The organism is Candidatus Kapaibacterium sp., from assembly GCA_023957315.1.
Classification (GTDB): domain Bacteria; phylum Bacteroidota; class Ignavibacteria; order Kapaibacteriales; family UBA2268; genus PGYU01.
In genome coordinates this window covers 26,074-52,692 of record JAMLHE010000007.1, presented here as the reverse complement: position 1 = coordinate 52,692, position 26,619 = coordinate 26,074, and the positions used below count along the sequence as shown (strand labels likewise).

23 protein-coding genes, 1 tRNA gene and 2 pseudogenes are annotated in these 26,619 nt (G+C 38.5%); 14 read left to right on the top strand and 12 right to left on the bottom strand.

All coding sequences use genetic code 11. From position 1 onward, the window contains the following. Window positions 1–25 precede the first annotated feature (25 nt). A complete protein-coding gene (locus M9949_09015; GenBank protein MCO5251544.1) occupies window positions 26–2,152 on the top strand; it encodes a hypothetical protein in 2,127 nt (708 codons plus the stop codon). Between the two features lie 193 nt (window positions 2,153–2,345). Next, window positions 2,346–2,936, top strand: coding sequence for a hypothetical protein (locus M9949_09010; protein ID MCO5251543.1), 591 nt, complete (start codon window positions 2,346–2,348; stop codon window positions 2,934–2,936). Between the two features lie 206 nt (window positions 2,937–3,142). Here the strand turns inward: M9949_09010 and rpmA are convergent, their stop codons facing one another. From rpmA to M9949_08980, 6 genes are all read right to left on the bottom strand, one after another. Next, on the bottom strand, window positions 3,143–3,400 hold the full coding sequence (rpmA, locus tag M9949_09005; GenBank protein ID MCO5251542.1) for a 50S ribosomal protein L27: 258 nt from the start codon (window positions 3,398–3,400) through the stop codon (window positions 3,143–3,145). Between the two features lie 14 nt (window positions 3,401–3,414). Further along, window positions 3,415–3,723: a 50S ribosomal protein L21 gene (gene rplU / locus M9949_09000; GenBank protein MCO5251541.1), complete on the bottom strand. Its 309-nt coding sequence runs from the start codon at window positions 3,721–3,723 to the stop codon at window positions 3,415–3,417. A gap of 84 nt (window positions 3,724–3,807) precedes the next feature. Next, a complete protein-coding gene (clpX, locus tag M9949_08995; GenBank protein MCO5251540.1) occupies window positions 3,808–5,055 on the bottom strand; it encodes an ATP-dependent Clp protease ATP-binding subunit ClpX in 1,248 nt (415 codons plus the stop codon). A 5-nt stretch (window positions 5,056–5,060) separates the two neighbouring features. Further along, window positions 5,061–5,684 carry an ATP-dependent Clp endopeptidase proteolytic subunit ClpP gene (gene clpP / locus M9949_08990; protein MCO5251539.1) on the bottom strand — a complete coding sequence of 208 codons (624 nt, stop codon included), beginning with the start codon at window positions 5,682–5,684 and terminating at the stop codon, window positions 5,061–5,063. Window positions 5,685–5,787: 103 nt separating this feature from the next. Further along, a complete protein-coding gene (gene tig / locus M9949_08985) occupies window positions 5,788–7,242 on the bottom strand; it encodes a trigger factor (GenBank protein MCO5251538.1) in 1,455 nt (484 codons plus the stop codon). Between the two features lie 28 nt (window positions 7,243–7,270). Next, window positions 7,271–7,352 (bottom strand) — tRNA-Leu (locus M9949_08980). A 109-nt stretch (window positions 7,353–7,461) separates the two neighbouring features. Between M9949_08980 and hpnE the strand changes: the two genes are divergently transcribed. Continuing rightward, window positions 7,462–8,781, top strand: coding sequence for a hydroxysqualene dehydroxylase HpnE (gene hpnE / locus M9949_08975; GenBank protein ID MCO5251537.1), 1,320 nt, complete (start codon window positions 7,462–7,464; stop codon window positions 8,779–8,781). Here hpnE and M9949_08970 read toward each other — a convergent pair. Both M9949_08970 and M9949_08965 read right to left on the bottom strand, forming a co-directional pair. Next, window positions 8,778–10,670 carry an OmpA family protein gene (locus M9949_08970; protein MCO5251536.1) on the bottom strand — a complete coding sequence of 631 codons (1,893 nt, stop codon included), beginning with the start codon at window positions 10,668–10,670 and terminating at the stop codon, window positions 8,778–8,780. The two genes, hpnE and M9949_08970, sit on opposite strands and share 4 nt — an antisense overlap. A 19-nt stretch (window positions 10,671–10,689) precedes the next feature. Beyond that, a pseudogene (locus tag M9949_08965) lies at window positions 10,690–11,922 on the bottom strand (AAA family ATPase). Window positions 11,923–12,114: 192 nt separating this feature from the next. Between M9949_08965 and M9949_08960 the strand changes: the two are divergent. Then, complete coding sequence (locus tag M9949_08960; GenBank protein MCO5251535.1) at window positions 12,115–12,798, top strand: SOS response-associated peptidase; 684 nt, start codon at window positions 12,115–12,117, stop codon at window positions 12,796–12,798. On the opposite strand, the gene M9949_08955 is transcribed toward M9949_08960, so the two are convergent. The 4 genes from M9949_08955 to M9949_08940 all read right to left on the bottom strand — a co-directional run bounded on the left by M9949_08955 (window position 12,791) and on the right by M9949_08940 (window position 16,579). Continuing rightward, window positions 12,791–13,504 carry a hypothetical protein gene (locus M9949_08955; protein MCO5251534.1) on the bottom strand — a complete coding sequence of 238 codons (714 nt, stop codon included), beginning with the start codon at window positions 13,502–13,504 and terminating at the stop codon, window positions 12,791–12,793. The genes M9949_08960 and M9949_08955 overlap by 8 nt on opposite strands. A gap of 21 nt (window positions 13,505–13,525) precedes the next feature. After that, window positions 13,526–14,503 (bottom strand): polyprenyl synthetase family protein, encoded by a 978-nt coding sequence (locus tag M9949_08950; protein MCO5251533.1) that lies wholly within the window; start codon window positions 14,501–14,503, stop codon window positions 13,526–13,528. A gap of 80 nt (window positions 14,504–14,583) precedes the next feature. Further along, complete coding sequence (gene tatC, locus M9949_08945; protein MCO5251532.1) at window positions 14,584–15,342, bottom strand: twin-arginine translocase subunit TatC; 759 nt, start codon at window positions 15,340–15,342, stop codon at window positions 14,584–14,586. Next, window positions 15,320–16,579 (bottom strand): oligosaccharide flippase family protein, encoded by a 1,260-nt coding sequence (locus tag M9949_08940; GenBank protein MCO5251531.1) that lies wholly within the window; start codon window positions 16,577–16,579, stop codon window positions 15,320–15,322. Before M9949_08940 ends, tatC begins: the two co-directional genes overlap by 23 nt. Before the next feature lie 125 nt (window positions 16,580–16,704). Between M9949_08940 and M9949_08935 the strand changes: the two genes are divergently transcribed. From M9949_08935 to M9949_08890, 10 genes and pseudogenes are all read left to right on the top strand, one after another. Then, entirely contained in the window at window positions 16,705–18,423 is a 1,719-nt protein-coding gene (locus M9949_08935) for an asparagine synthase-related protein (protein ID MCO5251530.1), read from the top strand. Window positions 18,424–18,474: 51 nt separating this feature from the next. Beyond that, window positions 18,475–19,365 carry a DMT family transporter gene (locus M9949_08930; protein MCO5251529.1) on the top strand — a complete coding sequence of 297 codons (891 nt, stop codon included), beginning with the start codon at window positions 18,475–18,477 and terminating at the stop codon, window positions 19,363–19,365. 13 nt (window positions 19,366–19,378) lie between these two features. Continuing rightward, window positions 19,379–20,197 carry an rRNA pseudouridine synthase gene (locus M9949_08925; GenBank protein ID MCO5251528.1) on the top strand — a complete coding sequence of 273 codons (819 nt, stop codon included), beginning with the start codon at window positions 19,379–19,381 and terminating at the stop codon, window positions 20,195–20,197. Between the two features lie 65 nt (window positions 20,198–20,262). Next, window positions 20,263–20,730, top strand: coding sequence for a hypothetical protein (locus tag M9949_08920; protein MCO5251527.1), 468 nt, complete (start codon window positions 20,263–20,265; stop codon window positions 20,728–20,730). Window positions 20,731–20,924: 194 nt separating this feature from the next. Next, on the top strand, window positions 20,925–22,337 hold the full coding sequence (gene purF, locus M9949_08915; protein MCO5251526.1) for an amidophosphoribosyltransferase: 1,413 nt from the start codon (window positions 20,925–20,927) through the stop codon (window positions 22,335–22,337). Continuing rightward, window positions 22,330–22,689 (top strand): YraN family protein, encoded by a 360-nt coding sequence (locus M9949_08910; protein ID MCO5251525.1) that lies wholly within the window; start codon window positions 22,330–22,332, stop codon window positions 22,687–22,689. The genes purF and M9949_08910 overlap by 8 nt, the downstream gene beginning before the upstream one ends. Window positions 22,690–22,817: 128 nt before the next feature. After that, window positions 22,818–23,708 (top strand): annotated as a pseudogene (gene sucD / locus M9949_08905) (succinate--CoA ligase subunit alpha). A gap of 951 nt (window positions 23,709–24,659) precedes the next feature. After that, a complete protein-coding gene (ndk, locus tag M9949_08900) occupies window positions 24,660–25,088 on the top strand; it encodes a nucleoside-diphosphate kinase (GenBank protein ID MCO5251524.1) in 429 nt (142 codons plus the stop codon). A 20-nt stretch (window positions 25,089–25,108) separates the two neighbouring features. Continuing rightward, on the top strand, window positions 25,109–25,642 hold the full coding sequence (locus tag M9949_08895; protein ID MCO5251523.1) for an NUDIX hydrolase: 534 nt from the start codon (window positions 25,109–25,111) through the stop codon (window positions 25,640–25,642). Window positions 25,643–25,645: 3 nt separating this feature from the next. Next, window positions 25,646–26,617 carry a hypothetical protein gene (locus tag M9949_08890; protein MCO5251522.1) on the top strand — a complete coding sequence of 324 codons (972 nt, stop codon included), beginning with the start codon at window positions 25,646–25,648 and terminating at the stop codon, window positions 26,615–26,617. Window positions 26,618–26,619: the final 2 nt, after the last annotated feature.

Below are 26,619 nucleotides of genomic sequence, written 5' to 3'. Positions count from 1 at the left end.
AAAAATAAGTCAATCAGGAGTCAAAATGAAAAAGTCTTTGGTTCTATTGGTCTCTATTACTCTTTTCTTACTTCTATGCTCAATGGCATGTGACGAAACTACTCAACCCGACCCCGACAAAAATTTGACAGGGCTCGTTGAAAATGAAACTGTACTAAACGAAATCACTAAGGAATACGATGACAACGATATTTCACTCGACTTTGCCACCGGAGTATCGTTCAAAGTTACGCGACTTAACAATACCGGTACCGCAAAACAAAGTGTCAGCATATCACAAATCGGCGGAGAGCGGTATTTTAATTCTCCAAATAACCTTGTGTTTGACTTTTCGAAAATGAAAGCTTCTTTGGTATTTGAATTAGAACAACAACTGCCGTCAAACCTTGTTGCAGAAGATATTTCGGTAATAATTTATTCTCCGGGAACTTCGGAAGTGGAATTAGATGCTGAAGAAATTGCTTTCACTTATGACCAAGTAAGTGGCACTTTGAGAGCAATCTTTGCAGCACCGTCTGACAATCCGATTTTAAGTTCTGCAAAAGGTGACACACCACAATTACAAAGCGGTGCCGGAAAATATTCGCGTGTCAATATCAGCTGGGTCAGACGCGAAGAACTTGCTGAAGGAGCCGACACTCGAACAATTGAAATGCCATTTTACGAGCAACCCGGCAATACTTGCTGGGCAACTTGTGCAGCAATGCTTGGCAGAGCTTACACTCCTGTGAATGACCGCGAAAAAGAAATCAGAATTATTGATTTTGTAAGGCGTATGGGGCACCCAAGCTTAGATGAAGGTCTCGGATTATGGGCGTTCAGCCGCACATTACCAACTCAATTAACAAGTATGACAGATGTCAAATTCGAAGCATCATCTTTTGTTTCTAAAACAAATCTTTTGCGCGAAATTCGCCGCAAATTAGACCAGAACATTCCTGTAATCCTGAACTTACGCTACCCGGGTGTTGGAGCACACGTCATACTCGTAGTTGGGTACGAGGTTGACTTGGTATCTGCAGCAAAAATTTCAGTCAAACTAATTTATCACAATCCTCAAAACCAAGCGACTGACGGATTTTACAAAAAGGCTGATTATGATTGGCTTGTCAAGGATAAATATGCAACAGAAGCATTTCAAATACTTTATGCAGACCAGGCAGTCCCTGCAACAAGAGCTCTCTATACGCTTGGAATGCCACTCAAAGACTATTTTGGCGAGCTTTCATTCATCGTTCCAATCAAGCGTCCTTCCGACGGAAGGATTATTGATTTTCCGGTGCAAATGCGATACGACAACAGCGTTAGCCAAGCTTACGTATGGATTTACAACTTAGGTAATGTGAAAGTGGAAGTAATACCGGATTCGGCAACAAGCATGAAACTGAGATTGCCTGTTTACAATGCTACAAAATCATCGAAAAGCCTTCATCTGGATGTTCGTGCTTATGATTACGAAGCCGGAGGGCTGATATTCGAAGCGAGTACAATGAAATCGTGTAACTCGGGTACTCAATACGTCGAAGCCGAAATCCCACTATCGGAATTAGTGGACAATAAAAAGGAACTCGATGTAATGATGAAATTCGCATTGTGGGATGGCGGAAATTATCTCGACGGATATACTATCAGATTCAAACTTGCTCCCAAGAAACAAATTGAATTCATCAGCATGATTACAGTATCGGGCAATCACCTCACAACTTGTCCCGACAACAGTTCAGAAGCCGAAGGCAACATTTCTGTGGGAGCACAGAAAATGATGCTCAACGGAGTTGGAAAAAAATACACCGGAACAAGCCAAGATAATACATCATCATATAGGATAACTCGCAATGTAGTTCTGGAATACGACAGTGAAGTCAATCCGAAGTACATCAAGTATCTGTCTATCGAAATGATAACCGAAGTGCTATATGATAATGCTTTGCAAGGAACAGCTAAAGTTAATATGGAAATGCGCGATATCGAAATCGGCGATGCGGACAAAGTCGGCTCTCAACTGATGCTATGGAGATACGAATCCGATGTTTGCAAATACATAATTGATACGCGATACAAATACACACCTGAAGCAGTGGATGGCTGCTCCGTTGATTTGCTGAGCTACCAATGCAACAGCGAATCGCAAATGTATATAAGTATAAAGTAAGAATTTGTGCTATTCGTTTTTTATATGTTTGTGAAAAAAAGTTTTCAAAGTAAACATGAAATACCGGGATGAAGTAGAATGAATCGCAAAAGCTGTTCCCCCTCTATCAAGAGGGGTAACGAGACTTTTCAGCTGTCAACTTATTTCAGGATTTTAGGATGAGACATAATGAACCTTTTGCGGAGAAAATGATATGAAACTTATGATTCTGTTTTTATTGTGCGCTTTCCTTAGCGTTGCAATTTGTCAAAATGATGTTCAACTTGATGAGGATTTCAAGTTTCCGGAATTCAAAAATCCCTGCGAATTTTTGGGCAATCCGAGTCAAACTGACAACATTTATATTACTTCATTTGGATTGAAGAAGGCAAAAAAGTTTATGGGTGTTGAATTGTTTGAGCATAATTTGTATGAAACTCTTAAATCTAAAGAAAATGATTTTATTTATATTGGGCGTGTGATTGAAAATGATGGTTGGAGAGTTCTGGGTATTCATATTTTAGCAGATGTAAATAAACACTATTTCTTAACAGTATGTTTTAAAGAGAAATGGAATTTAGAATGTAAATATTATACTGATCGTGATAATGAAGATTTCGAAGAAGTTTTTGTCGACATTTTAAATAACTATAAGTTTGATTTTTATTTATACGAAGGCGAGATGACTGATTATATGAATGATCTCCACCAGAGAGGTGAGTGGACTGATTACGACTATATAAATAGGCTTGATTCTCTTCAAAACGAGATGCGTATGCGTAAGAACTTAATTAATGATAAATAAGTTGCATTCTCTCCCACGGTTGAAACCGTGGGCTATGTTTTCGTTCATTCTTCCCACGGTTGAAACCGTGGGCTATGTTGGACAATGGGGTGGCGTGGTGGTTAAAGCAAGTGGTCTGATGCTATAAAACAAGGGCTTGACGGAACGCGAAGTTCTGTCAAGCCCAATTGCAAGTGGTGATGAACACCATTATGTTATTAATACAATTAGTTAGACGGATATACCGAAACTTTCTTGCGATCTCTGTCTTTTCTTTGGAATTCGACTTTGCCGTCAATCAATGCAAAGATAGTATAATCTCTGCCCATTCCGACGTTATCGCCGGGATGGATATTAGTGCCTACTTGGCGGATAATGATATTGCCTGCGACAACACTTTCGCCACCGAATTTCTTTACACCACGACGCTTGGATTGCGAATCTCGACCGTTTTTGGTCGAGCCCATACCTTTCTTATGTGCCATTGTCTAAGCCTTAATTAAATGTTGATATTTGTAATTTCAATTTGAGTATATTTGGCACGGTGTCCGTTTAGTTTACGGTATCCTTTGCGGCGGTGCTTGTGGAATACAAGAACTTTGTCGCCTTTGCCGTGCTCAATAATCTTTGCTTGTACGTTGCCTTCGAGGTATGGAGTACCAATTTGAGTAGCACCGTCTTTTTCAGCAAATAGAATATTGTCGAAGCTCACTGTGTTGCCCGGCTCGCCCGGAAGCAATGGAACATTGAGCATATCGTTTTGATGTACCGTAAATTGTACACCTGCTATTTCAACTACTGCAGTCATTTTAAATTATTTCCAATTTTTTTACTTAATAGAACTACAAATATACGAGTTAAATTTGTTAGTGCAAACAAAATTTGCAAAAAATTATGCAGTTTGCTTATTTTTTTTGTAAATATATTGCGGTTCTGCGTTTTCGGAGAAGACTTCCTTAGCAATAATCACTTTATGGAGATTTTTCTTGTCCGGAACTTCGTACATAACATTCAACATTGATTCTTCGACGATTGAGCGAAGGGCGCGAGCACCCGTTTTGCGTAACTTTGCTTTCGCTACGATGGCTTCTAAAGCATCGCTTGTGAATTCGACTTCTACATTTTCGAGAGAAAAGAGTTTTTCGAATTGCTTGATAATCGCATTTTTCGGACGTGTCAAAATATCGAGCAAAGCCGAATCTGTCAGTTCTTCGAGCGCTGCGAGCACGGGCAATCTGCCAATAATTTCGGGTATAAAGCCGAATTTGAGCAAATCTTGCGGTTCTGCATGTTTGAGTAATCCCAAATTTTCTTCGACCGTTTCGCCCGATTCAGCAGTAAATCCGATTGTGCTGTTTTTCAGCCGTGTCGCTATCACTTTTTCCATTCCTTCAAATGCACCACCGCAAATGAAGAGAATGTTGGTTGTATCAATATAAATCAAAGGTTGTTCGGGATGTTTTCGCCCACCTTTGGGCGGAACTCCCGAGCGAGTGCCTTCGAGAATTTTCAGCAATGCTTGTTGGACGCCTTCGCCGGAAACATCGCGAGTGATTGACGAAGATTCGCTTTTGCGACCGATTTTGTCAATTTCGTCAATGTAAATTATTCCGCGTTGGGCGGCTTCTACATTGTAGTTAGCATGTTGGAGCAAATTGAGCAAGACTGTTTCAACATCATCGCCAACGTATCCCGCTTCCGTAATCGTAGTTGCATCGGCAATCGCAAATGGTACTTTCAAAAATTTGGCAAGAGTTTTTGCCATTAAAGTCTTCCCTGTACCGGTTGGTCCTATAAACAAAATATTGCTTTTTTCGAGTTCGATATCGTTTTTGCCGGAACGTGCTTCGTTGGAGCGAATTCGCTTGTAATGATTATAGACAGCGACACTTAGCACTCGCTTGGCGTAATCTTGACCGATTACATATTCGTCTAAATATGATTTTATTTCTGACGGCTTGGGAATTTCGTGGCGGTCTTGCAATTCGAGCGAACTAACTTTATTATGTCGCAAAATATCAACGGCACTATCAACACAAAAATCACAAATAAAGACTTTTTCCGGTCCTTCGATTAGTCCGGTGACGTCCTTGGCATTTCTGCCACAAAAGGAACATTTTACATTTTCTTTAGTTTTCATTACAATTACTTCGATTCTTCAGGTTTAGCATTGGGGGAATCGGGAATTGTTTCCAAAATTGAGTCAATGATTCCATATTCAACGGCATCGCGTGAGGACATATATTTGTCTCTGTCCGCATCAATTTTGATTTGTTCTACATCTTTGCCTGTGTGTTTGGCAATAATTTGATATAGACTGTCTCTCATTCGAATGATTTCTCTCGAATAAATTTCTATGTCTGTGGATTGCCCTTGTGTTCCACCTGATGGTTGGTGCAATAAAATTCTCGCATTTGGCAATGCATAACGTTTGCCTTTTGCTCCTGCACACAACAATACTTGAGCCATCGAGGCTCCCATACCCATGCAAATGGTGCTTATATCGGGTTTGACAAATTGCATTGTATCGTAAATAGCCAAACCGGAAGTAACGCTTCCGCCCGGGGAATTGATGTACAAATTTATGTCTTTTTTGGGGTCTTCGCTCGATAAGAATAGCAATTGTGCAATTACTAAGTTTGCCATATAATCATCAATTGGTTGCCCAATAAAAATGATTCTCTCTTTCAGCAAACGTGAATAAATATCAAAGGACCTCTCTCCCCTGCTTGTTTGTTCGATTACTATCGGTATTAATTGGTTGTTCATTCAGAATCTTTCCTAAAATTTAAAAATATGCCTATCTATAAACGAATTCAGATAGGCATTAATTTAAAATCATCAGTTTTGAAATTGGGGTCAAACAAATGAATTATTTGTCTTCTTCTTCGTCGTCGTCGTCTTCGTCGTCAAAATCCTCGTTCATTAATTCATCGTCAATCAAGTCGGGGTCTAAGATATCGTCTTCGTCGAAGTCAATATCATCATCGAATTCATCATCATCGATTTCATCGTCGAAATCATCAATTCCGCCCATCGCAAGTGGGTCATAGTCATTTTCACCACTGCCGAACGGGACTTCGTTCGTCACTGAAAAGTCTAATAATAAATCCATTGTCTTTTTAACCAAAATAGTGTTAGTAAATCTTTCATCATGTAATAATTGATGTCTTAATTTGTCCGATTCTAATCCTGCCTTTTCGGCATTCTTTTGTATGAATTCCTCGATGTCGTGGTCTTCGACTTTCAAGTCTTCGAGTTCGATAATTTTAGTGCGTATTAACTCCCATCTGACAAGACGCTCTGCAATTGGAGTGATATGCTCTTTTAGTTGGTCAGGCAATGTGTCAATTTTGTCAACTTTCGCCTTGGGGTCGTATTGTTTGACCATATCGCGATAATAATCAATTGCTGCCAAATTCACTATGGATTGTGGCAATGGGAACTCGAGGTTGAGTTCGACAATTTTGTTTATGAGATTGTTTTCCATCTCGCTGCGACTACGTTTGTCCCAATCATCTTGAAGCATAAATCCGACTTCTTCACGGAAATCTGCAACATTGGAATACTTACCCTTGGAAATTTCTACAACGAATTCGTCAGTGAATTCGGCGGGTACAACTTTTTGAACTTCATTTACCGTAACTTGGAACTTTTTGGTGCCCTGATTTGGAATTTCATGAATATAAGTGAAAGTATCGCCGCTTTTAGTGTTGAGCAATGATTGTTTGAGCGAGTCTGCTAACTGCTTATCATTCAAATAAACGTGCATTTCTTCGGTTTTGGCGCCAATCAATGGCAATCCCGATTGCTCGTCCATTTCGGTGAGTTTGATTCCAACCACATGGTCGTAATCTACAACTTGCTCAGTATTTTCGAAGCTAGCATTTTGGACGCAAAGATTTTTGACATAATTGTCAACTTCCTCATCATTGACAGTATGAACAGGCTCGTCAATCACCAACCCCTTGTATTCGTTTAGGGTAATTTGAGGAATAACTTCGTAATGAACGATAAAAGTCAAATTCCCATTTTCATGCTTGACATCATGCAAGTGAGGTTGACCGACCACATGAATTTTGTTATCGGTGGCAATCTTAGCAAAAGCATCCGAAATAATGTCTTGTTCAGCTTCGGCTTCGATAGATTTGCCGTAAAGCTGTTTGATTAAATTTATGGGCACTTTTCCTTTGCGAAAACCCCCATGTTGAATATCGGGTTGAACTTTCCTGTAAGCCTTTTCGTATTCAGGACGCAAATAGTCGCCGCTCAAGGTTACAGTAATCTCTTGTTCGCTCGCATTCAGTTCTTTTATCGAGTGTTCCAATTTCAAAATCCTAAGACAATTATTAAAGTACGGACGGAGAGAGTCGAACTCTCACACCTTTCGGTACTAGATCCTAAGTCTAGCGCGTCTGCCAATTCCGCCACGTCCGCAAAAATACAGATTACAAATATAATATCATTTTAAATCACAAAAAAATATGTTTTGCAAATATTCAAAAATTTCTTTGAATTACATGACGAATGCTTGTTACTTTTGTACATGAAAAAAGTGATTATTATCGGAGCAGGTGTTGCCGGAATTTCCGCAGCGTTAGAGATTTGCCAATCTGGATTTGAGCTCGAGTTGCTTGAGCAAAAGGCTCAAATCGGTGGCAGAATCTACTCTATCGAAGACAAAGCTTCGGGCGATTTGATTGATAACGGGCAACATTTGCTTACGGGTGCATACCTCAGATTCCTTAAAATTCTCGAAATTTTGGGTACAGATGATAAAATTAAGAAGCAAAAATCTTTGTCTATTGATTTTTATACAAAAGATGGAATTACGAGTTTAGACACTTCAAAATTGCCGGGTAGTTTGGGAATGTTTTACGGATTATTAGCTCTCAAAAATATCAAATTTTCGTCAAAACTTGCTGCAATTTCACTTGCTGTAAAGCTGAAAGCGGGTTTGGAAGGCAATACTGATGAAGATTGCCTCACTTTTCTAAAGAGGCATAATCAGGGCGACGACTTAATCACTTTATTTTGGGAACCTTTGATATTAGCCACAATCAACGCCGAATTGAAAATTGCTCCTGCAAAATTGCTCGTAAATGTATTGAAAAAAGCCTTTTTTGCAGATAGACAATCCGCTGTGTTGATGTTCCCAACGAAAGATTTGAATCATTTGTTGGAGCCGCTCGGAGAATTTCTTGCGATGCATAATTCTAAGCTCAGATTATCGGCAAAAGTTGATAAATTGAATATAGTTGATAATGTTTGCACCGGAGTTACTTTATCGAACGGGGAAATAATCGAAGCTGATGCAGTGATAATAGCCGTTCCACCCTATTCGCTTCAGAAATTACTTCCTGCAAATTCGCCGATTGCGGAATTCACTGCAAAAATGAACTACTCTCCAATTATTTCGGTTTATTTTTGGTTTGAGCAGGATTTGTTCGATTTTGATTTTGCCGGAATTATTGGCTATCATTCGCAATGGGTCTTCAACCGCAGACGCCTGATAGATGTAGAATCGCCCAAGTTTGGCGGACATATTACAGTTACTGTCAGCGCCGCTGAAAGTCTCATGAAAATGTCTTTAGATGAAATAGCAGAGCTCGTTTTCGAGGAAATTAGAGAGATTTTCAAATTAGGCAAGGAAATTAAAGCAATCAGGCAAAAAGTGATAATCGAAAAATTTGCAACACCGCTTTTTACTTGCGAAAACGAAAAGCAACGCCCACGCGAATCTACCGAAATAGGGAGATTGTTCATAGCGGGTGATTGGTGCGATACAGGGCTTCCCGCAACGATAGAAGGTGCTGCAATCAGTGGATTAAATGCAGCAAAATTGACCAAAAAAGCTTTGGATTAGCGAATTTCAAATTGAAAATCAGTGTATCGTTTGGCAAGCTTCGAAGCTACTTCTTGGGCATCTTGTTGAGTTTTATATCCCCAAATTTTAACGCGATACAATGGAAGATTATTCTGCAAAACTCGGTCGTAGTATGAGCGATAGCCGATATTTTCCCATTCTTCCACTTGGAGAAGTGCGTCATATTCCGAATCTTCATAGCCCGAAATTATTTCAAATGGCAAATAGTCCGGGTCGAGCCAACGCAATTCCACTCGGCGATTGTAATATTGCGCCCAATATGAATTTTGCAAATAATAAATCGGATTGTTCGAGCCTTCGGAACGTATCCGTATCATAGCGGGGTCGGCTCCTAATTCGATAAGTCTGCGTCTGACCTCTTGAGCACGTTTCAGTGCCAATTTGTGTGATTCTTCATCATTGCCCTCTATACTGCTATTGCCAATCAATTCAATTTTCCGCCCGGGACTTTCGGATAAAACGCGAGCGAGTGTGCTGATTGTCTCGTCGAAATCGCGGCTCAAGACAGTATCGCGTTGCTCGAATGATGCAACGGCTTGATAGCGGAAGAACTGCTTTTCGCGTGTAATCGGAATTTTGACTGTATCTGCAATTCTGGGCAAAATCGTATTGTGGCTGAGGATAACATTTCTATAATTTTCACTTGGATTTTCGGAATTTTTATAGGACAAAGTCAGTGCATAGCCTTTTTGGACTGAAAATGCAATCTCATTGAAAACTTTTGGCAAATCATTAATCTGAGTATCGTCCAAACCGTAGTATTTTCCACCTGTGTTATCGCAAAGATATTTTAATGAGTAAGTATCTACCGCATTTCCGATTCCGATTACATAAATCGGAATACCTTGCGATACGGCAAACTCTACCATATCATTTCGGTCATAAACAAGCGAGGAATTGTCCGTGCTATATGCAATCAATACGAAAATTTGTTTATTGTCTGATTTCTGCGAAGCAAAAGCTTGCAAAGTGCTGAGCCCTGATTTGTAAACAGCACTGAAACCACTCGCTTTTTCTATACCGACATTACGAATGAAATTATTAAATTTGTCGGCATTTTGTAAAGCGACTGATGTATTTATTTTTTGGTTGAATGAGCGAAACATGATTCTGTCTTTGTCGCTCAATCCTTTGGTAAAAGTTTTAAAATTATCGAAAATCGGATAGTAATCACCGGCAATAGCGGAGTTATCAAGCAATACAGCCATATCAATATGTTTTGATTCATTTTGATATTTTTTGAATGATAAAATTTTTAGATTGCTAATTTTTTCGGAAGGGATGTCAATCATAGTAGCGACCAAATCATTGCCAAACTTTGAATTATTATCAAGCCCTCTGATGAAATTCCCGAATTCATCGAAAACCAAAAGATTCATATTGATTTTGTCATTGTCAATCATATGAGAAAGTATGCGAAAATTTTTTGGCTTTACATTGGCAGTATAATTAATCAAACCTGAAAAATATTCAGATTGCAAAAATGAGGGAGTTACATCGCTTACATGGTCTGTGCCGGTAGTAATAATATCTTCGGGCACTTTGACAAATACATGCCATTTGAACAATACTGTATCAATTCCTCGAATTGCAAGGAAATTGTAGATAGTAGTGGCGTCCGGTTTGACGGTTATGCTATCAGTTGGGTCGTAATTTCGGCGCAAATTTTCGATTCTGATTTTTTCAGCACCTTCAAACTTCCAGGATAATTTTGCTGATTCGCCCTTCTGAATTTCGGAAACAGCAGGGAAATAGAGTGGTTTGATGGCTACTTCCTTTGGTGTTGAGCATGAATTGCCACCCATCGCTGCAATTAAAACAGCGAATGCCACAAATAAAATATGTTTTTTAAAGTATAACTTATTCATATAAGCAATTTATATCAATTTACTTTTTAGAAAAAATAAATTTTCCATTTTCTAAGCAATCTATGTAAATTTTATCTCCCGAACTAAATTCCGCTGAAAGCAATTTAACCGATAAAGGGTCAGTAATATACTTCTGAATAGCACGTTTGAGCAGTCTGGCTCCAAATTGCGGGTCGAACCCAATATTTGCAAGCCATTCTAAAGCGGCTTCGGAAACTTCGTAACCCATATTTTTCAGAGCGAGCATTTTACCAAGCCTGCCTAATTGTAGTTCGGCAATTTTTTTGATTTCTTTACTTGTCAGAGGTTTGAAAAGCACTATTTCATCAACACGGTTCAAGAATTCGGGTCTTAATCGTTTATGTAATTGCTCTACAATTAGGATTTTTATATCGGACATAATCTCTTCACGATTGCTTTCATCAATTAGATTCAATTTGTCTTGGATAAATTCCGTGCCCAAGTTTGATGTCATAATTATAATCGTATTTTTGAAATCAACGAGTCTGCCTTTGCCGTCAGTTAATCTTCCGTCATCGAGCACTTGCAATAAAATATTGAAAACGTCCGCATGAGCTTTTTCAAATTCGTCCAAAAGTAGTACAGAATATGGTTTTCGGCGAACAGCTTCGGTGAGTTGCCCACCTTCTTCATAACCGACATAGCCGGGAGGTGCACCCAGCAATCTCGAAACTGAGAATTTTTCCATATACTCGCTCATATCAATGCGAATGACAGCTTGCTCGTCATCGAATAAAAATTCTGCTAATGCCTTCGCCAATTCTGTTTTCCCGACACCGGTAGAGCCAATGAAGATGAAGGAACCTATCGGGCGATTTATATCTTGCAATCCGGCTCTTGAGCGTCTGATGGCATTGGAAACGGCGATGACTGCTTCTTCTTGCCCGATTACTCTTTCATGGATACGTTCTTCCATTTTCAGCAATTTGATTAGTTCGGATTCCAACATTCGATTAACGGGAATACCGGTAGATTTTGATACTACTTCGGCGATGTCTTCGGCATCAACCTCTTCTTTCAACATTTTTCCGTCGGACTGAATTTCTTGGAGAAATTGATTAGCATCATGAAGTTTTTTCTCGATTTCGGGCAATTTTCCGTATCTGATTTCGGCAACTTTCGCAAGTTCGCCGTCACGTTCAAAATTTTCCGCAGAAATTTTCAGGTTCTCTAATTCTTTTTTACAAGCCCTGATAGTGCTAATAGCACTCTTTTCCCTAAGCCATTTCGCAGACAAAATTCCTTGTTTAGCTTTTAATGATGTGAGCTCCGATTCAATTTCATTCAATCGTTTGCGAGTAGCTTCTTTTGCCGTTTTATCATTCATGTTCAAAAATACATCTATTTTACATAATGAATGATACAACGGAGTAACGATTTTTTTATTAATTTTGGAAATTGGAAAATGTTTAGGTTTTTGAATATGTGTGAAAGATTTGCACTAAAAGCAACGGCAAAAGATGTTGAGAAATTGGTGCCCAATATTAAGATTCAGAATGAAATAAGAAATAGTTATAACATAGCTCCTACAGCATCAATTGCATGTTTGAAGAGTGAAGGAGAATCGATTGCTCTTTCATATTTCAGATGGGGGCTAATTCCGTCTTGGGCTAAGGACAGTTCTATCGGAAATAAAATGATAAATGCACGAGCTGAAACACTTGCAGATAAAGCTTCGTTCAAGCGGCTTTTGAATCGCTATAGATGTATAATTCTTGCATCCGGTTTTTACGAATGGTTCAAGGCGAGCAATGACCAAATACCGCATTACATCACAATGAATAAAGACGAAGTGATGTGTTTTGCAGGTTTGTACGATAACTGGAAAAACGAGAACAACGAAATAATTACTACGGCAACAATTATTACAACCGAGCCAAATACATTGATGGCACTTATTCACAACCGAATGCCCGTGATTTTGGACCCTGAGGATATAAGCCTGTGGTTGGATACTAAAGTTGACTTTAATATGTTACAAGATAAGCTGAAACCAATTCATTCATATAAATTGAGGGCGTATCCGGTGACTTATTCGGTAAATAATCCGCAATATAATAATGTAGATTGCCTTATTCCGCAAGGCGATGACTTAGTTGTCAGTTGATTTCGGAAATTTTTGATTCGAAATATTGTTCTTTTTCGGGCTGAATTTTGATTAGTTCTCTATAAATTGCCTTTGCTTTGCTGAAATTTCCTTGACGGATAAGAATATTTGCATAGGTTTCAGTCACCGGCAAACCGCGAATATCATCCAATTTGAAAAATTCATCGCTTTCGATAGCAATTGTCCTGACAATTTTTTTACGATATTTGGGAGCCAATTTGCGATTGCCGGCATCGGAATAAAATCTCGACATTGTTAATTTTTGATTTCGATTCTTTTTCAATTCAATTGATTCATCATTAGATTTCGTATAAAATGCGGCTAATTTAATGTCAGTACGAACCGGAATTTCTGCCTCATTAATCTGCTCGAGTTCAGTTTCGGTTTCAGCTTCAATTGTTTCATTAATCTCCTCCATCTTATCAAATGTTTCGACAATGTTTTCAATTGGTTCAGATTGAATTTCTTTTGTCCTATTTTTAGAAGGCTTGTTTTGGATAATATTGACAGCAAATTTTTCGATAACTTGTTGCGAACGTTGCGAATCTCCGCTAAGCGAATAAGCATGAGCCAAGATAGCAACAGCGGCAGCGTAATCGGGGTAAACTTCGAGCCCACGCTCGCAAAGCGATATAGCCTCATCAATCCGACCTTCGGCGAGAAGTTCTTCCGCTTCTATTGCAAAAAGTACATTAATATCTTCCATGCTAATCAAATCCCAATATTATTAATTTGTACGCAAAATAACAAAATCAGCAAATTGCAAAAAGGAAGTTTTTGCCGGAGATTCAGGGAAAATTTCAAGATATGATTTCGCTTTGTCAACGTATTCTTTTGCAATTCTTTCAGCATAATCTATACCTCCCATTTGCACAACTTGCTCGATGAGTTCGACAATTTCGCCCTTAGTCATTTTACCTTTCAAAATTCTTTTTTTAATTTTATCGGCATCGTTTTCGTCCAATTTGCTCAAAGCATAGAGCAATGGCAGCGTAATTTTTTTCTCTTTGATGTCGTTGCCGACGGGCTTGCCGATTAAAACGCTGCGTGAAGTATAATCAAGCATATCGTCTTTGATTTGGAATGCAATGCCAATGTTTTCGCCATATTCGCTTAGAGCTTGGTGATACTCAGTATTTGTAGTGGCGCTCATGGCACCAATTTTACAACAAGATGACAGCAATGAAGCAGTCTTATCGCCAATTATACGGAAATAAGTTTCCTCGTCTATTGATGTGCTGCGACTTTTGTCAATGGATAATAATTCCCCTTCGCTCATACGTTTTACAGCAACTGAAACAGCATGTAAAAAATCAAATTCTTCATTGTCGATTGCAGTCAACAACCCCTTGGAAAGCAAGAAATCACCTATGAGTACAGCAATTTTATTATTCCATTTGGCATTGATTGAAGCCAAACCGCGGCGCTCGGATGCTTCATCAACTACATCGTCATGAATCAGAGTAGCCGAATGGAGCAGTTCTACCAATGATGCTCCTACAAACGAACGTGGATTAACTTCGCCGCATATTTTCGCAGAAAGGAAAACTAAAATCGGACGAAGTTGCTTGCCCTTGCGTTGAGCGACATATTTGATTATTAAGTTCAACAAGGGAACATTAGTGTTAAGTGTTCCTTTGAAATAGCTCGAGAACTCTTTCAAATCATCTTTTACAGGTTTTATTATATCGTTTAAAGTCATCATCTTTTTAATAAAATTACTTATAGTACGAAAAATTCATACTTGAATAATAAATTAGTAACGAAAATATATTACTTATCGTATTATTCATCTTTTGGTTTCTTTTCGACTAATTTAACAATCCAAATACTAATTTCATACAAAATAAAAAGCGGCAACGCAAAAAACATCTGGTTAATTGGGTCGGGTGTCGGAGTAAGTATGGCAGCTAAAATGATAATAACAACAACTGCGTGCCGCCAATAGGACCTAAGTCCTTTTGATGTGATTAAACCTGCTTTAGCCAAGACATAGGATACCATTGGCATTTCGAATATTATCCCGGAAGCTAAAATCATTAATGTCACAAATCCGAAGTAGGCGTTGACATCAATATCTGTTCTGATTTTATCCGTACCGAAAGTTGCAGCAAAGCCAAGCATAGACGGAATCATTAAAAAGTAAGCGAATGCAACACCAACGAAAAAGGATATCGAAGTAAAGAAAGTAATCTTACTTGCCCACTTTCTCTCATTCTCATACAAGCCCGGGGCTATGAAGAGCCAAATTTGCCAAAGCAAAAATGGAAATGAGATTATGAAGCCGGTTATGAATATCACTTTGAAATACAAAAACGGTATACCGAATGGCTGCAAATTTTGCAAACTTAATTTAGCTGCTTGAGCCGGTGCGAGCAGTATGTAGTCCATTAGTTGTTCGATGAAGAAACCGGATATAATACAGCCGATGACTATGCCAACAAATGCAAATATTATCCGCTTTCTGAGTTCATCCAAATGCCCCATAAAGCCAATTTCTTCTTTTTCTTCGCCTGAATCTTTATTTTCTTTCTCGTTTTCCACTTTTTTTCAATAAAAATAAGTAAAGTGTTAAAAGTGCAATTTCACTAACTACAAAGATATAAGCTATACTGTTAATACCATAAAAGAAATTTACAACTATTACCGCCAGTAATGTAAACAAAGCAGTACCAAACAAGGATTTGGAGATTTGCAGTTCAAAGTTCCGCGAAATCAAATATGATTCGATTATCTGGTGCATCGAAATTGGTATGATTGCCCATATCATTATTCTCAGAATTTCAATCGCTTCGGGAATTTGAAATGTCAAATCAATTATTAATTCAGCTAATGCAAAAATTGTGAAAGCAATCGCTGCATTGATTAAAAACATAAACGAAAGCGATTTCACTAGTAATGACTTATGCTCGGTCTTGTTTTCGGAGGAAAATTCAGGCAAAAGAACATTGATTGTGGACGCCGGGAGCAACTTAAGAAGCGTGACAAATCGCATTCCCACAGTATAAACTCCAACCATGTAGTTGCTTTGAAGCATGGGTAAAATCAACAATGTTGACCTGTATTGCATCATCGACAGCAAATTTACAAAAGTGAATCCACGTCGCTCTTTGATTCTTGCTATCATCGAACTGAAGGAGAACAATGACTTATTATAGGGCAATAGCAAGCTTAATGGAAAATTTTCGATTTTGCGTACTGTATATAAATACAAGAGCATTTTAATAAACTCAGAGGCGACCAATACCAGAAAGACATAAGCAATATTCTCGGTAAACCACAGAGTAAAAGCCATCGCCGGATACATGAATAATGCTGTGCTGATTTCGATTACTGAAATACTCGGGAACATCTTTAGTCCACGACAAACAGACCTCAAAGTCATATTCGTAGAAGCCGGAATCACCCATGGTATAATTGCCAGAAAAGACAATTCACCGAGAGCAATGATACCATAAAGGCAAAAAATCGGGAATCCGAACAAGAGAATACGCGTTTTAAATACCTGTGCATCGCTGATGAGTTCCTTCATCCTATCGGGCTTTTGAGCAATTTCACGCGGTATTTCGACTTCATAACCGGATTCGCCCAAAGTCCAGAGCATTGTGGCGAGCATAAATGAAAATGTATATATCCCGAGATACTCAGCTCCGAAAAATCTTCCCAGAACAAACGCAAATAAAATACCTAATACAGCGTTGACAAAGTCAGCGGACATTAAGTAGAGAATCGAAACCGATATATTTTTTTTTAAAATTTGATTTCCGTTTTTTTTATTCATACTTTGCAATTTAAGAATTATCTGTCTAACAATAAGTATAAATTTTGGAGGTGATGCTTAATGGGTAACGAAAAAAAGTATAGCCCACAAGAAATACTGACTAATGGCAGGGAGGGTGGGTAGCCTTGACTTTTATTTTTGCAGTGTTCGGACATATTCCTGAATCCATTCGGGAGCTTGCCGCCAATAGATTTGGAGATAAAGTGATTATCTCTTCGCCTGATTACCTGCTCGCAGGTGGCGGACTTAAAGAAACTTTTGCTTACAGACGAAATTCCGAATCGGACATAGCTGTATGCGGAGTGCCCCTACAAAAAATAAAAGACAAGTATATATTAGTCAGAAATGAAAATCTCGATGAAGTCGCACAAAACCCTTCAAAAGCGAGTTCTTTTGAGGGGCATTTTATTTTTTGCACCAGAGGCAACAACACGCTAACTGTAGCTAATGATATTCTGGGCTTTCGTGAATTCTATGAATACGCCGGCGACGGGTACAGCATAATAAGTACCGAAGCGAGATTTATTGCTGATATTGTCGGTGGGTTCAAACTTAATCAAAATTGGTTAGCAACCGGATTTTTGCTTAAAGTGCAGCTTGACAAAGAATCTTATGCTCACGGCATCACAAGGTATTGCGGTGCTGAGATGTTGCAGCTGAAATTGACTGAAAAGGGGCTAATTCGGGAACGCTCCAAATTACAAGCCCCCAGTGAATATCCAAAAACTGAAGAAGAAATCAAAAATGAGATTATTCAACTTTCATTTCCGGAAATTGATGATTTTCAGTCAGCAATATCAATGTCCGGCGGATTAGATTCGAGATTTCTACTTTCGTTGATGAAGCCCGCCAAATCGGATTTGAAGGCAGTCAGCATAGGATTTGCCGACCACCCCGACAATATTACAGCCGCAAAAATTTGTAAATTAGTGGGTATTGAACACTCGATTTTAGATAGTGACGATTTGGAAAGCTATCCTTTTACTTTTGATGATATTATCAATTATGTAGAGGGCAATAAAAGCAATTCTGTCGCTTCGGAATATCTATTCATGCGTCTGAGTGACAATATTTACAAATCAGGGCTGATTCAAATAGATGCCGGTTGGGCAGAAATCGGGCGGCATTCTGACTTTTCGGCAATATATTATTCATCTAAATATGGATTGGGAAAAATTGATAAATTCAGACTATATGAACTATTGAAATCACCAAGACCTCGTTTTTTTGATAAAGCTCTCAAACAAAAAATAAAAAGCATATCTCTCGAAAAAGCAGATGAAATTATTAATTTATATGCTTTGAACCAAGTTCAAAATTTAGAAAAACGATTAGATAGTTTCGCAATTGATTACAAAATCGGCAACAATATTTCCGGAAAACAAAGTCGGGCTGATAATAGCTCTATCAGCTTAAGTCCATTCAACCAACCCATAATGAACCGAGCTTTGGTTGAATTAGACTTCAATCGTAAATCGAATGGAAAATTTTATAAAGAAACAATTAAACAAACTTATCCTCAACTCGCTGAGATAAATTTAATCAAAGGGTCGCACGTAATTCCTTTCAATTTTGGCACTCTTACTTCCAGGCTCTATATAAAACTCACCAAGAGTAAATATCGCAGAGATTATGCTGTGGAGATGTTCAGGTTATTTGGGAGTGAAATTCGCGATTATCTCAATTCCTCAGAAACACTCTCAAGTGGCTATTACGACAAGGATATTGTGCAAAATATAGTCAACAATGCAAATTTGGCAAATCCTAAATCATGCAATGATTTGGATTCACTATTGACATTCGAAATTTTCCGACGTTCAATCGAAAGTCCCAAAAAGAGTTAAGCAAATTTCATTAAATGTTTCGTATTTTTGCATTTTACTTTGGGACATAATTTGTTTATAGGGGAAATTTCGGCACTTACAGCAGCTTTACTATGGTCTAATGCGTCTATAGTATTCACGGCTGCAACCATTAAATTAGGTCCCATCCAACTTAACGTTGACAGAATGGCGTTAGCAACAATCTTGTTAGCTATTACCATTTTGATTTTTGGGCTGAGTTACTCAGTTACGAGTTACCAACTTCTGATGTTGACATTAAGCGGTATAGTTGGGTTGGTGGTTGGAGATTCTTTTCTATTCAAATCATTCAGTGCGATTGGACCTCGGATGACAATGCTAATTTATTCTGTCAATCCCGCTATCGCCGGCATTCTGGCATATTTCGTACTCGGCGAAGTGATGTCCTTTTATGCAATAATTGGAATTTTAGTAACTCTCAGCGGGATTTTTATTGTCATAATTGACCGCAGACCAAGCACAGGCAACCGACAATTTCAGATGACTGCCAAAGGACTGATGTACGCATTATTAGGTGCCGCAGGGCAAGGCATTGGGTTGATACTTGCAAAAATGGCATATTCTGATGGAGATATTCATAGCATCACAGCCACTTTTGTCCGTATTGCATCGTCTGTAGTATTTTTGTTACCGGCAGCATTTTTTATAGGCAGATACAAAAATCCGGTAAAATTATACAAAAGAGATAAAAAGACATTTGGACTCGTAGCACTTGGTTCGGTGATTGGACCATACTTAGGCATAACGCTGAGTTTTGTAGCATTGACAAACACTCAGGTAGGAATCGCCGCAACACTAATGTCAACTGTACCAATTATGATATTACCCGTAACTTACATATTTTACAAAGAAAAAATAAATGCAAGAGCATTAATAGGAGCATCGGTTTCAGTAATCGGTGTTGCCATGTTGTTTCTGACTTAAACGGATTGAAAAAATGAAAACTGTGACGAAAAAAAGAGAAATTGTCAGCTCGAACAAAACTACGACAAAAGCAAAGAGCACTCGCCCAAAGAAAAAAGGCGAAAGTGAGCTTGATGTTGATATCAGGTTGAACAAATTTATCGCCGACGCCGGAATAACTTCGCGTCGAAAAGCCGATGAATTGATTCTGGATGGTGCCGTAAAAGTAAACGGTATAGTGGTTGACCAACCCGGCACGAAAGTGAACAAAACAGACTTTGTAACTGTGCATGGCGACCCCGTGAAGGAAAAGACTATGCCCATTTACATTGTACTGAATAAACCCAAAAATGTGATAACTACCACCGACGATGAATTAGGTAGAAAAACCGTTCTTGATATAGTCAAAAAACATGCAAGAATTTATCCTGTAGGGCGATTAGACCGTAATACAACAGGAGTGCTTTTGCTGACTAACGATGGCGAACTTGCTCATAGGCTGACTCATCCATCTTATGAAATTGAGCGCGTTTATGATGTGAAATTAGACCAAGTACTTAAGACCGAAGACGCAAAAGCAATTTCGCAGGGCGTAGAACTCGAAAACGGCGAAATGACACAACCATGCGAATTATTCATCCATACTTATGATAAATCGAAAGTTACGATTACATTACGCGAAGGGAAAAATCACGAAGTAAGACGGATATTTGAAACTTTCGAGTATGAAGTCAAACAACTTGACAGGAAGACATTTGCAGGGATAAACGTATCGGGGTTGCCAAGAGGAACCTATAGACATTTAAACCGTAAAGAATTGCAACATGTGAAAAAAATCGTAAAGTTAAATTAAACAAAGCATTTTTTTTTCCAATATTTTTTGTAATTTTAGATTTGAAATAACGACAAAAGAATAAAATGAAAATACTGTTAGCTATGTTTTTTTTGATGAGCTTTGTAATGTTTGCCCAAGACGGCGGATTGCAACACTCTGCTTCTAATACTCAAGGACAAGGTTTTGACGAAGTCCCAACGAGCCTGAAAAACCGAGTCGGAAATTTTTTTGAAACATTGAAATCAGAAGACTTAAATAAGGCATACGAGGAATTGTTGCAAAATAGTCCGATAATGAACCAAAAAGAGGATTTGAATAACTTAGTTGTCCAAACCAGAAGAGCAATCGGATTATATGGTAAAATATACAGCTACGAGCCTGTATATGCAGACTTAGTAAGTAATTCTTACATCAGATTGAACTATTTAGGCATACATTCAAATTATCCTGTGCGATGGATATTCACTTTTTATCGTTCACCAAAGCACGATTGGATAATAACAAACATAAAATTTGATGACTTAAGCGAATATTATTTTCGAGACAATTGAAACTAAACTCAAAAAGTTTTCCACTTTCGGAAGAAAAAAGAATAAATCCGTATTTTTGTAATTTGAGTATATGAGAAACACATTTTAAAATGAAGCAACATCCAAATAATAAATCTATCTTAGTTTCCGAATTAGACAAAGCTCGTCCAAATTGTGCAATTGTAGGAGTTTACGGGCATCCCCAAGCATCAATCATGACCTATTATGCTCTTCATGCTTTGCAACATCGCGGGCAAGAAGCAGCCGGAATAATAAGTATTTACCATGATGAGAAAAAAAACAAAAAGAGATTTGCTGCAAAACGTGGTCCGGGCTTGGTGTTAGATGTTTTTTCCGAGCCTAATGTTTTGACCCAAACTCTAAAAGGCGATATGGCTATCGGGCATAATCGTTACTCGACGACAGGCTCATCATCGGCAAATAATATTCAGCCTTTTAGCATGATTTATAATGACGGGATTTTTGCTTTGGCTCACAATGGCAATTTGACCAATACAAAGACATTACGAAATAAATTGATTCAGGAAGGTTCGATTTTCCAAACTACAACAGATTCCGAATTGTTTTTGCATTTAATCGCCAAAAGTAAAAAAGAAACCCGAATCGAAAAAGTCAGAGATGCACTCCAAACTGCTCACGGTGCTTATTCATTGACAATGTTGACCGATGATACACTAATTGCAGCTCGTGACCCACATGGTGTTCGCCCTCTTAGCATCGGAAGATTAAAAACCGAGCACGGTTGGGCATATATAGTTGCCTCCGAAACTGCAGCATTCGATATTATAAGTGCCGAATATATCCGAAGCGTCCATCACAATGAGATTATTCAAATTGACCAAGACACTTTAAAAACCGGCGAAATTAAATCTTTTAAAATCGTTGACGAAACACCTATCGCCCACCATTGCATATTCGAATATATTTATTTTTCGCGTCCGGACAGCAAAATTTTTGGGCATAGTGTAGATAAGGTTCGCCGAAAACTTGGTAAAAAATTGGGTGAAGAAATGCCAATCGTCGATAAAGATGATAAAATCAGAGCAGTTCCAGTGCCTGACAGTGCAAATACCGCAACTATCGGTTTTTCGAGAGTTAACTCGGCAAACGGCAACGAAACCTTATTTGAGTTGGGATTAATCCGAAGTCACTATATTGGCAGAACATTTATCGCCCCGGGGCAAAATAACAGAGAATTTAGGGTAAAAGCGAAATTCAATGTGGTGAAAGGTGTTATTGAAGGCAAAACCGTTGTGCTCGTAGATGATTCGATAGTACGCGGAACAACTTCAAAGGCATTGGTTAAATTAGTCCGAGAAGCAAATCCCAAAAAATTGCATTTATTAATCAGTTCGCCGCCAATCAAGCATCCGTGCTTTTATGGAATGGATTTCCCAAGTGAAGAGGAATTAATTGCAAATCATCACGATTCGATTGAAAAAATTGGCGAATATATCGGTGTTGACTCAATTCATTATTTATCGAAAGAGAAATTGATGGAATCTGTCCCTCAGGAAGAAGGGATTGATTATTGTACAGCTTGCTTTACAGGTGATTATCCAATTGAAATAGAAAAAAATGGAGTAGATGTAAATACAAATGACTGATTCAACGCGCTCAATCGGCTCAAAATTTGAAGATATTGCGGCTAATTATTTGACCGAAAAAGGTTACACAATAATTAAGAGGAATTTTCATTTTGGGAAATTGGGCGAAATAGATATAGTTGCTCAAATTGGCAAAATACTTGTTTTCGTAGAAGTCAAAGCCCGAACATCAGTTGAATACGGTACAATTTACGATACTGTACCACTATCAAAGCGAAAAACGATTCGCAAAACAGCCGAAGGATATTTATATGTTAATAAAATAAACGATAGAGAGTGCAGGCTGGATTTTGTCGGTATTGATGCAACAGTTCGCCCATTTGAAATAACACATATTGAAAATGCTTTTTGAAAAAAATAAAATTATTAAAATATTTTCTATCATTATCATTCGTAGTTAATTAATAATTTAGCAAATATTAAAATAATTTAAAAAATAATAATTTGAAATACAATTAAAAAATAATTCAGGAACGACTAATGAGTGTTTTAGTAGGAAAACAAACAAAATTGCTCGTACAGGGCATCACAGGTTCGGAAGGTACTTTTCATACTTCGCAAATGATTGAGTATGGCACTCCTGTTGTAGCGGGTGTAACTCCGGGCAAAGGTGGAATGTTGTATGGCGGCAAAGGCGACATTATGTTCAAATCCGCTGTGCCACTTTTCAATTCCGTAAGTGAAGCAGTCAAAAAAACGGGTGCAAATACTTCGGTAATTTTTGTTCCGCCACCTTATGCTGCTGATGCGATTTTAGAAGCAATTAGTGCAAAAATCAAGGTTATAATTTGTATTACGGAAGGCATTCCTATTCGTGATATGATTCCGGTAAAGCATGCCTTGGACAATTCTAACTCAATACTTATTGGACCGAATTGCCCGGGTGTAATCACGCCTGATGAAGCAAAAATTGGTATTATGCCCGGTTTTATTCATAAAAAAGGTAATATCGGTGTTGTTTCTCGCTCCGGCACTTTGACTTATGAAGCAGTAAAGCAGTTAACCGATTTGGGTTTAGGTCAATCAACTTGTATTGGAATTGGCGGCGACCCGATTATCGGAACTCAACATATTGATGCAATCAAATATTTCAACGAAGACCCTAACACTCATGCAATCGTCATGATTGGCGAAATCGGTGGTTCGGCGGAAGAAGATGCTGCAGCATATATTGCGAAAAATGTGCAAAAACCTGTAATAGCTTTCATAGCAGGTAGAACGGCACCTCCCGGAAGACGTATGGGACATGCAGGTGCCATTATTTCCGGTGGAAAAGGTACTGCTGAGGAAAAAATCAAAGCTCTCAAAGCAGCAGGAATATTTGTTGTTGAAACACCAGCAAAAATTGGTCAAACAGTGCTTGATGCTTTGAAATTGGTTTCATCAACTCCAAAAAGAAGACAAGGCAGACCACCAAAAAGTGAAAGCGCCGTTGCAAAAACTGTGGCTCCCGCAGCGACTGAAGCTGCTCCAAAAAGAAGACAAGGCAGACCACCAAAAAGTGAAAGCGCCGTTGCAAAATCTGTGGCTCCCGCAGCGACTGAAGTTGCTCCAAAAAGAAGACAAGGCAGACCACGCAAGACGGAGGCTACCGCTACACAAGCTGTGGCTCCGGTAGCGACGGATGCTGCTCCTAAAAAAAAGAGGGGAAGACCATTTAAAAATGAAGCCGCCGTTGCAAAAACTGTGGCTCCCGTAGCAACTGACGGAACTCCTAAAAGAAAACCAGGAAGACCGCCGAAAAATGAAGAATCAGTTGCTAAAGCTGTGGCTCCCGTAGCAACAGATGCAGCACCTAAAAAAAAGCGTGGAAGACCATTTAAAAATGAAGCCGCCGTTGCAAAAACTGCAACGCCCGTAGCAACTGACGGAACTCCTAAAAGAAAACCAGGAAGACCGCCGAAAGATGAAAGGACTGCTGCTAAAGCAGTTGCTACCGGGTCGGTTGACTCTCCGGAAGCAAAAGAAAAAGCACCGAAAAAGCCAAAGAAAGTCCTTGATACATCGAATATGACACCTTTGGAAAGAGCAATCGCTCGCAGAAGAGGCAGACGCAAAAAAGGTATCACAGTAACGACGGCAAAACCTCCGGTTGAGACAAAACCGGTTGAGGAGCCAGTAGTTAAGTTTCCCGATAATCCTAAAAACGTGATTGTGTTTGATTCGAGCGACGATAATGCAAGCAACAATGAATAGAAATGAATATTAATCGTCTTATTTTAGAAGCGGTGTTACTAAACATCGCTTTTATTTTTGAAAATAAATCAATTGACTTTGAGATAAAAAACAAACTAATGTGTTATTATAATTATGGAGGATGCAATGTCGAATAAAACTTTAGCAATTATCAAACCTGATGCAACCGCTAAAAATGTTAGTGGCGAAATCATAGCTGCTATACAACAAGCAGGATTCAGGATTTTGGGTATGAAACTTACAAAAATTAGCCCGGAAGTAGCCGGAGAATTTTACGCTGTTCACAAAGAAAGACCCTTTTACGGCGAACTAATTGACTATATGACAAGCGGAACAATCGTGCCACTTGCATTGGAAAAAGATAATGCAGTTGAATCATTTCGTACTTTAATCGGAGCTACAGACCCAAAGAAAGCTGAAGCCGGTACAATACGAGCAAGATTTGGGACAGGAATCGAAGCAAATGCAATTCATGGAAGCGATTCCGATGAAAATGCTTTACGCGAAATTGGATTTTTCTTCCCCGAAAGTGAAATAGTCGCTGTAAACAAATAGTAAATTCCAGTGGGAAAAAGATGAAATTTGATACGATAAAGCAAGAAATAATCCACGCAAACCCATATTGGGTTTATCGGAAAAATGAATACCGAATGCCAAATAACGAAGTCGGCGATTACTTTTTTATTGAAACACCCGGCTCTGTATTTGTAATTCCACGATTAAAGGATGGGAATTTTGTCCTTGTCAAGCAATTTCGTTATCTAAACAGCAGATTCAGCATAGAATTCCCTGGTGGTGGAATCAAATCAGCCAACAGTATTGAAGATAATGCCAAATGTGAACTAAAGGAAGAAGCCGGATTAATCGCAGGTTCGATTAAAAAAATTGGCGAGTTTAATCCTTTAAATGGGGTGACAAACGAAATTTGTCATGTGTTTTTTGCTGAAGAGTTGAGTTTTGAAGATAATCAACCGGATGCCGGAGAGGAATTCTCGATTTTGAAATTTAACGAAATTGAGATTGATTCGTTAATCAAGAGTGGCGAGTTGTGGGATGGAATGACACTTGCTGCATGGAGTTTATATAAATTGTGTATCAAAGGAGTTTAGGAAATGAAAGTATTTTTTGCCATTTTAATTTTGACTGTTCTGATTGGCTCTGAAAGTTTATATTCTCAGGAAAAAGCAAGCCCCGGAACAGAACCAATGACATATACAGTTAGGGTGAATTTTCCTGTCAATGTGCATCACACCTATACATTTACTGAGATTTCGAAAATCACTCGAAATTTTAGTGACGGCACATCCAAGAAATTCGACAGAGAATTGACATATCACTTTGGTTTGAGAGCGCCGAATGAAGCATCAAAAGATGGGTTCAACCAAATTGAAGTTTCAGTAGATTCATTGGAATACAAGTTTTCGGACGGAGATACAACAATTGTTTTCAATTCTCAAGCCGATGATATGAGAATGCCCGGAATTGATGATTACAAAATCGCTTCAATTCCTTTAGGGATGACATATAAGATTACTTATTCTCCCTACAATGAAATAGTGAATGTCGAGGGAGATAGATTGGAAGCACAAAGAGAATATCTGACAAACCCAAAAACAGGTCCCAGCGATTCCTTAGTCAAAAATACTTGGCTTATCGGCTTATCGGATGGCATTCTGAATAATTATTTCGATATTGTAAAATCAATACCTCCTACGTTCAAAGCAGCTAAGGATACATCATGGACAAAGGCATTTACTGTCTCGATTGAAAATTCCCAATTTATTGATTCGGCAAAATTTACTCTTTCACAAATTACACCTAAGAATTATGTAATAGTAGGTCAATCTGAAAAATTCACTCCACAAGCTTCAAATGTCCGCATGTTCGATATATTGAGATTATTGAAACTATCAGACGTCACAGGAACTGCCAATTATACAATGATGCTTCATCCACGCGGAACAGTAAATGAATTCAAGGCTGTTTATAAGTTGGATTTTACCTATCCGCTATTGTCTGAAGATTTTAAGCAAACAATCGAAACTACAAGACATTGGAAATTAGAAAATATGTATATGTGGTAAAC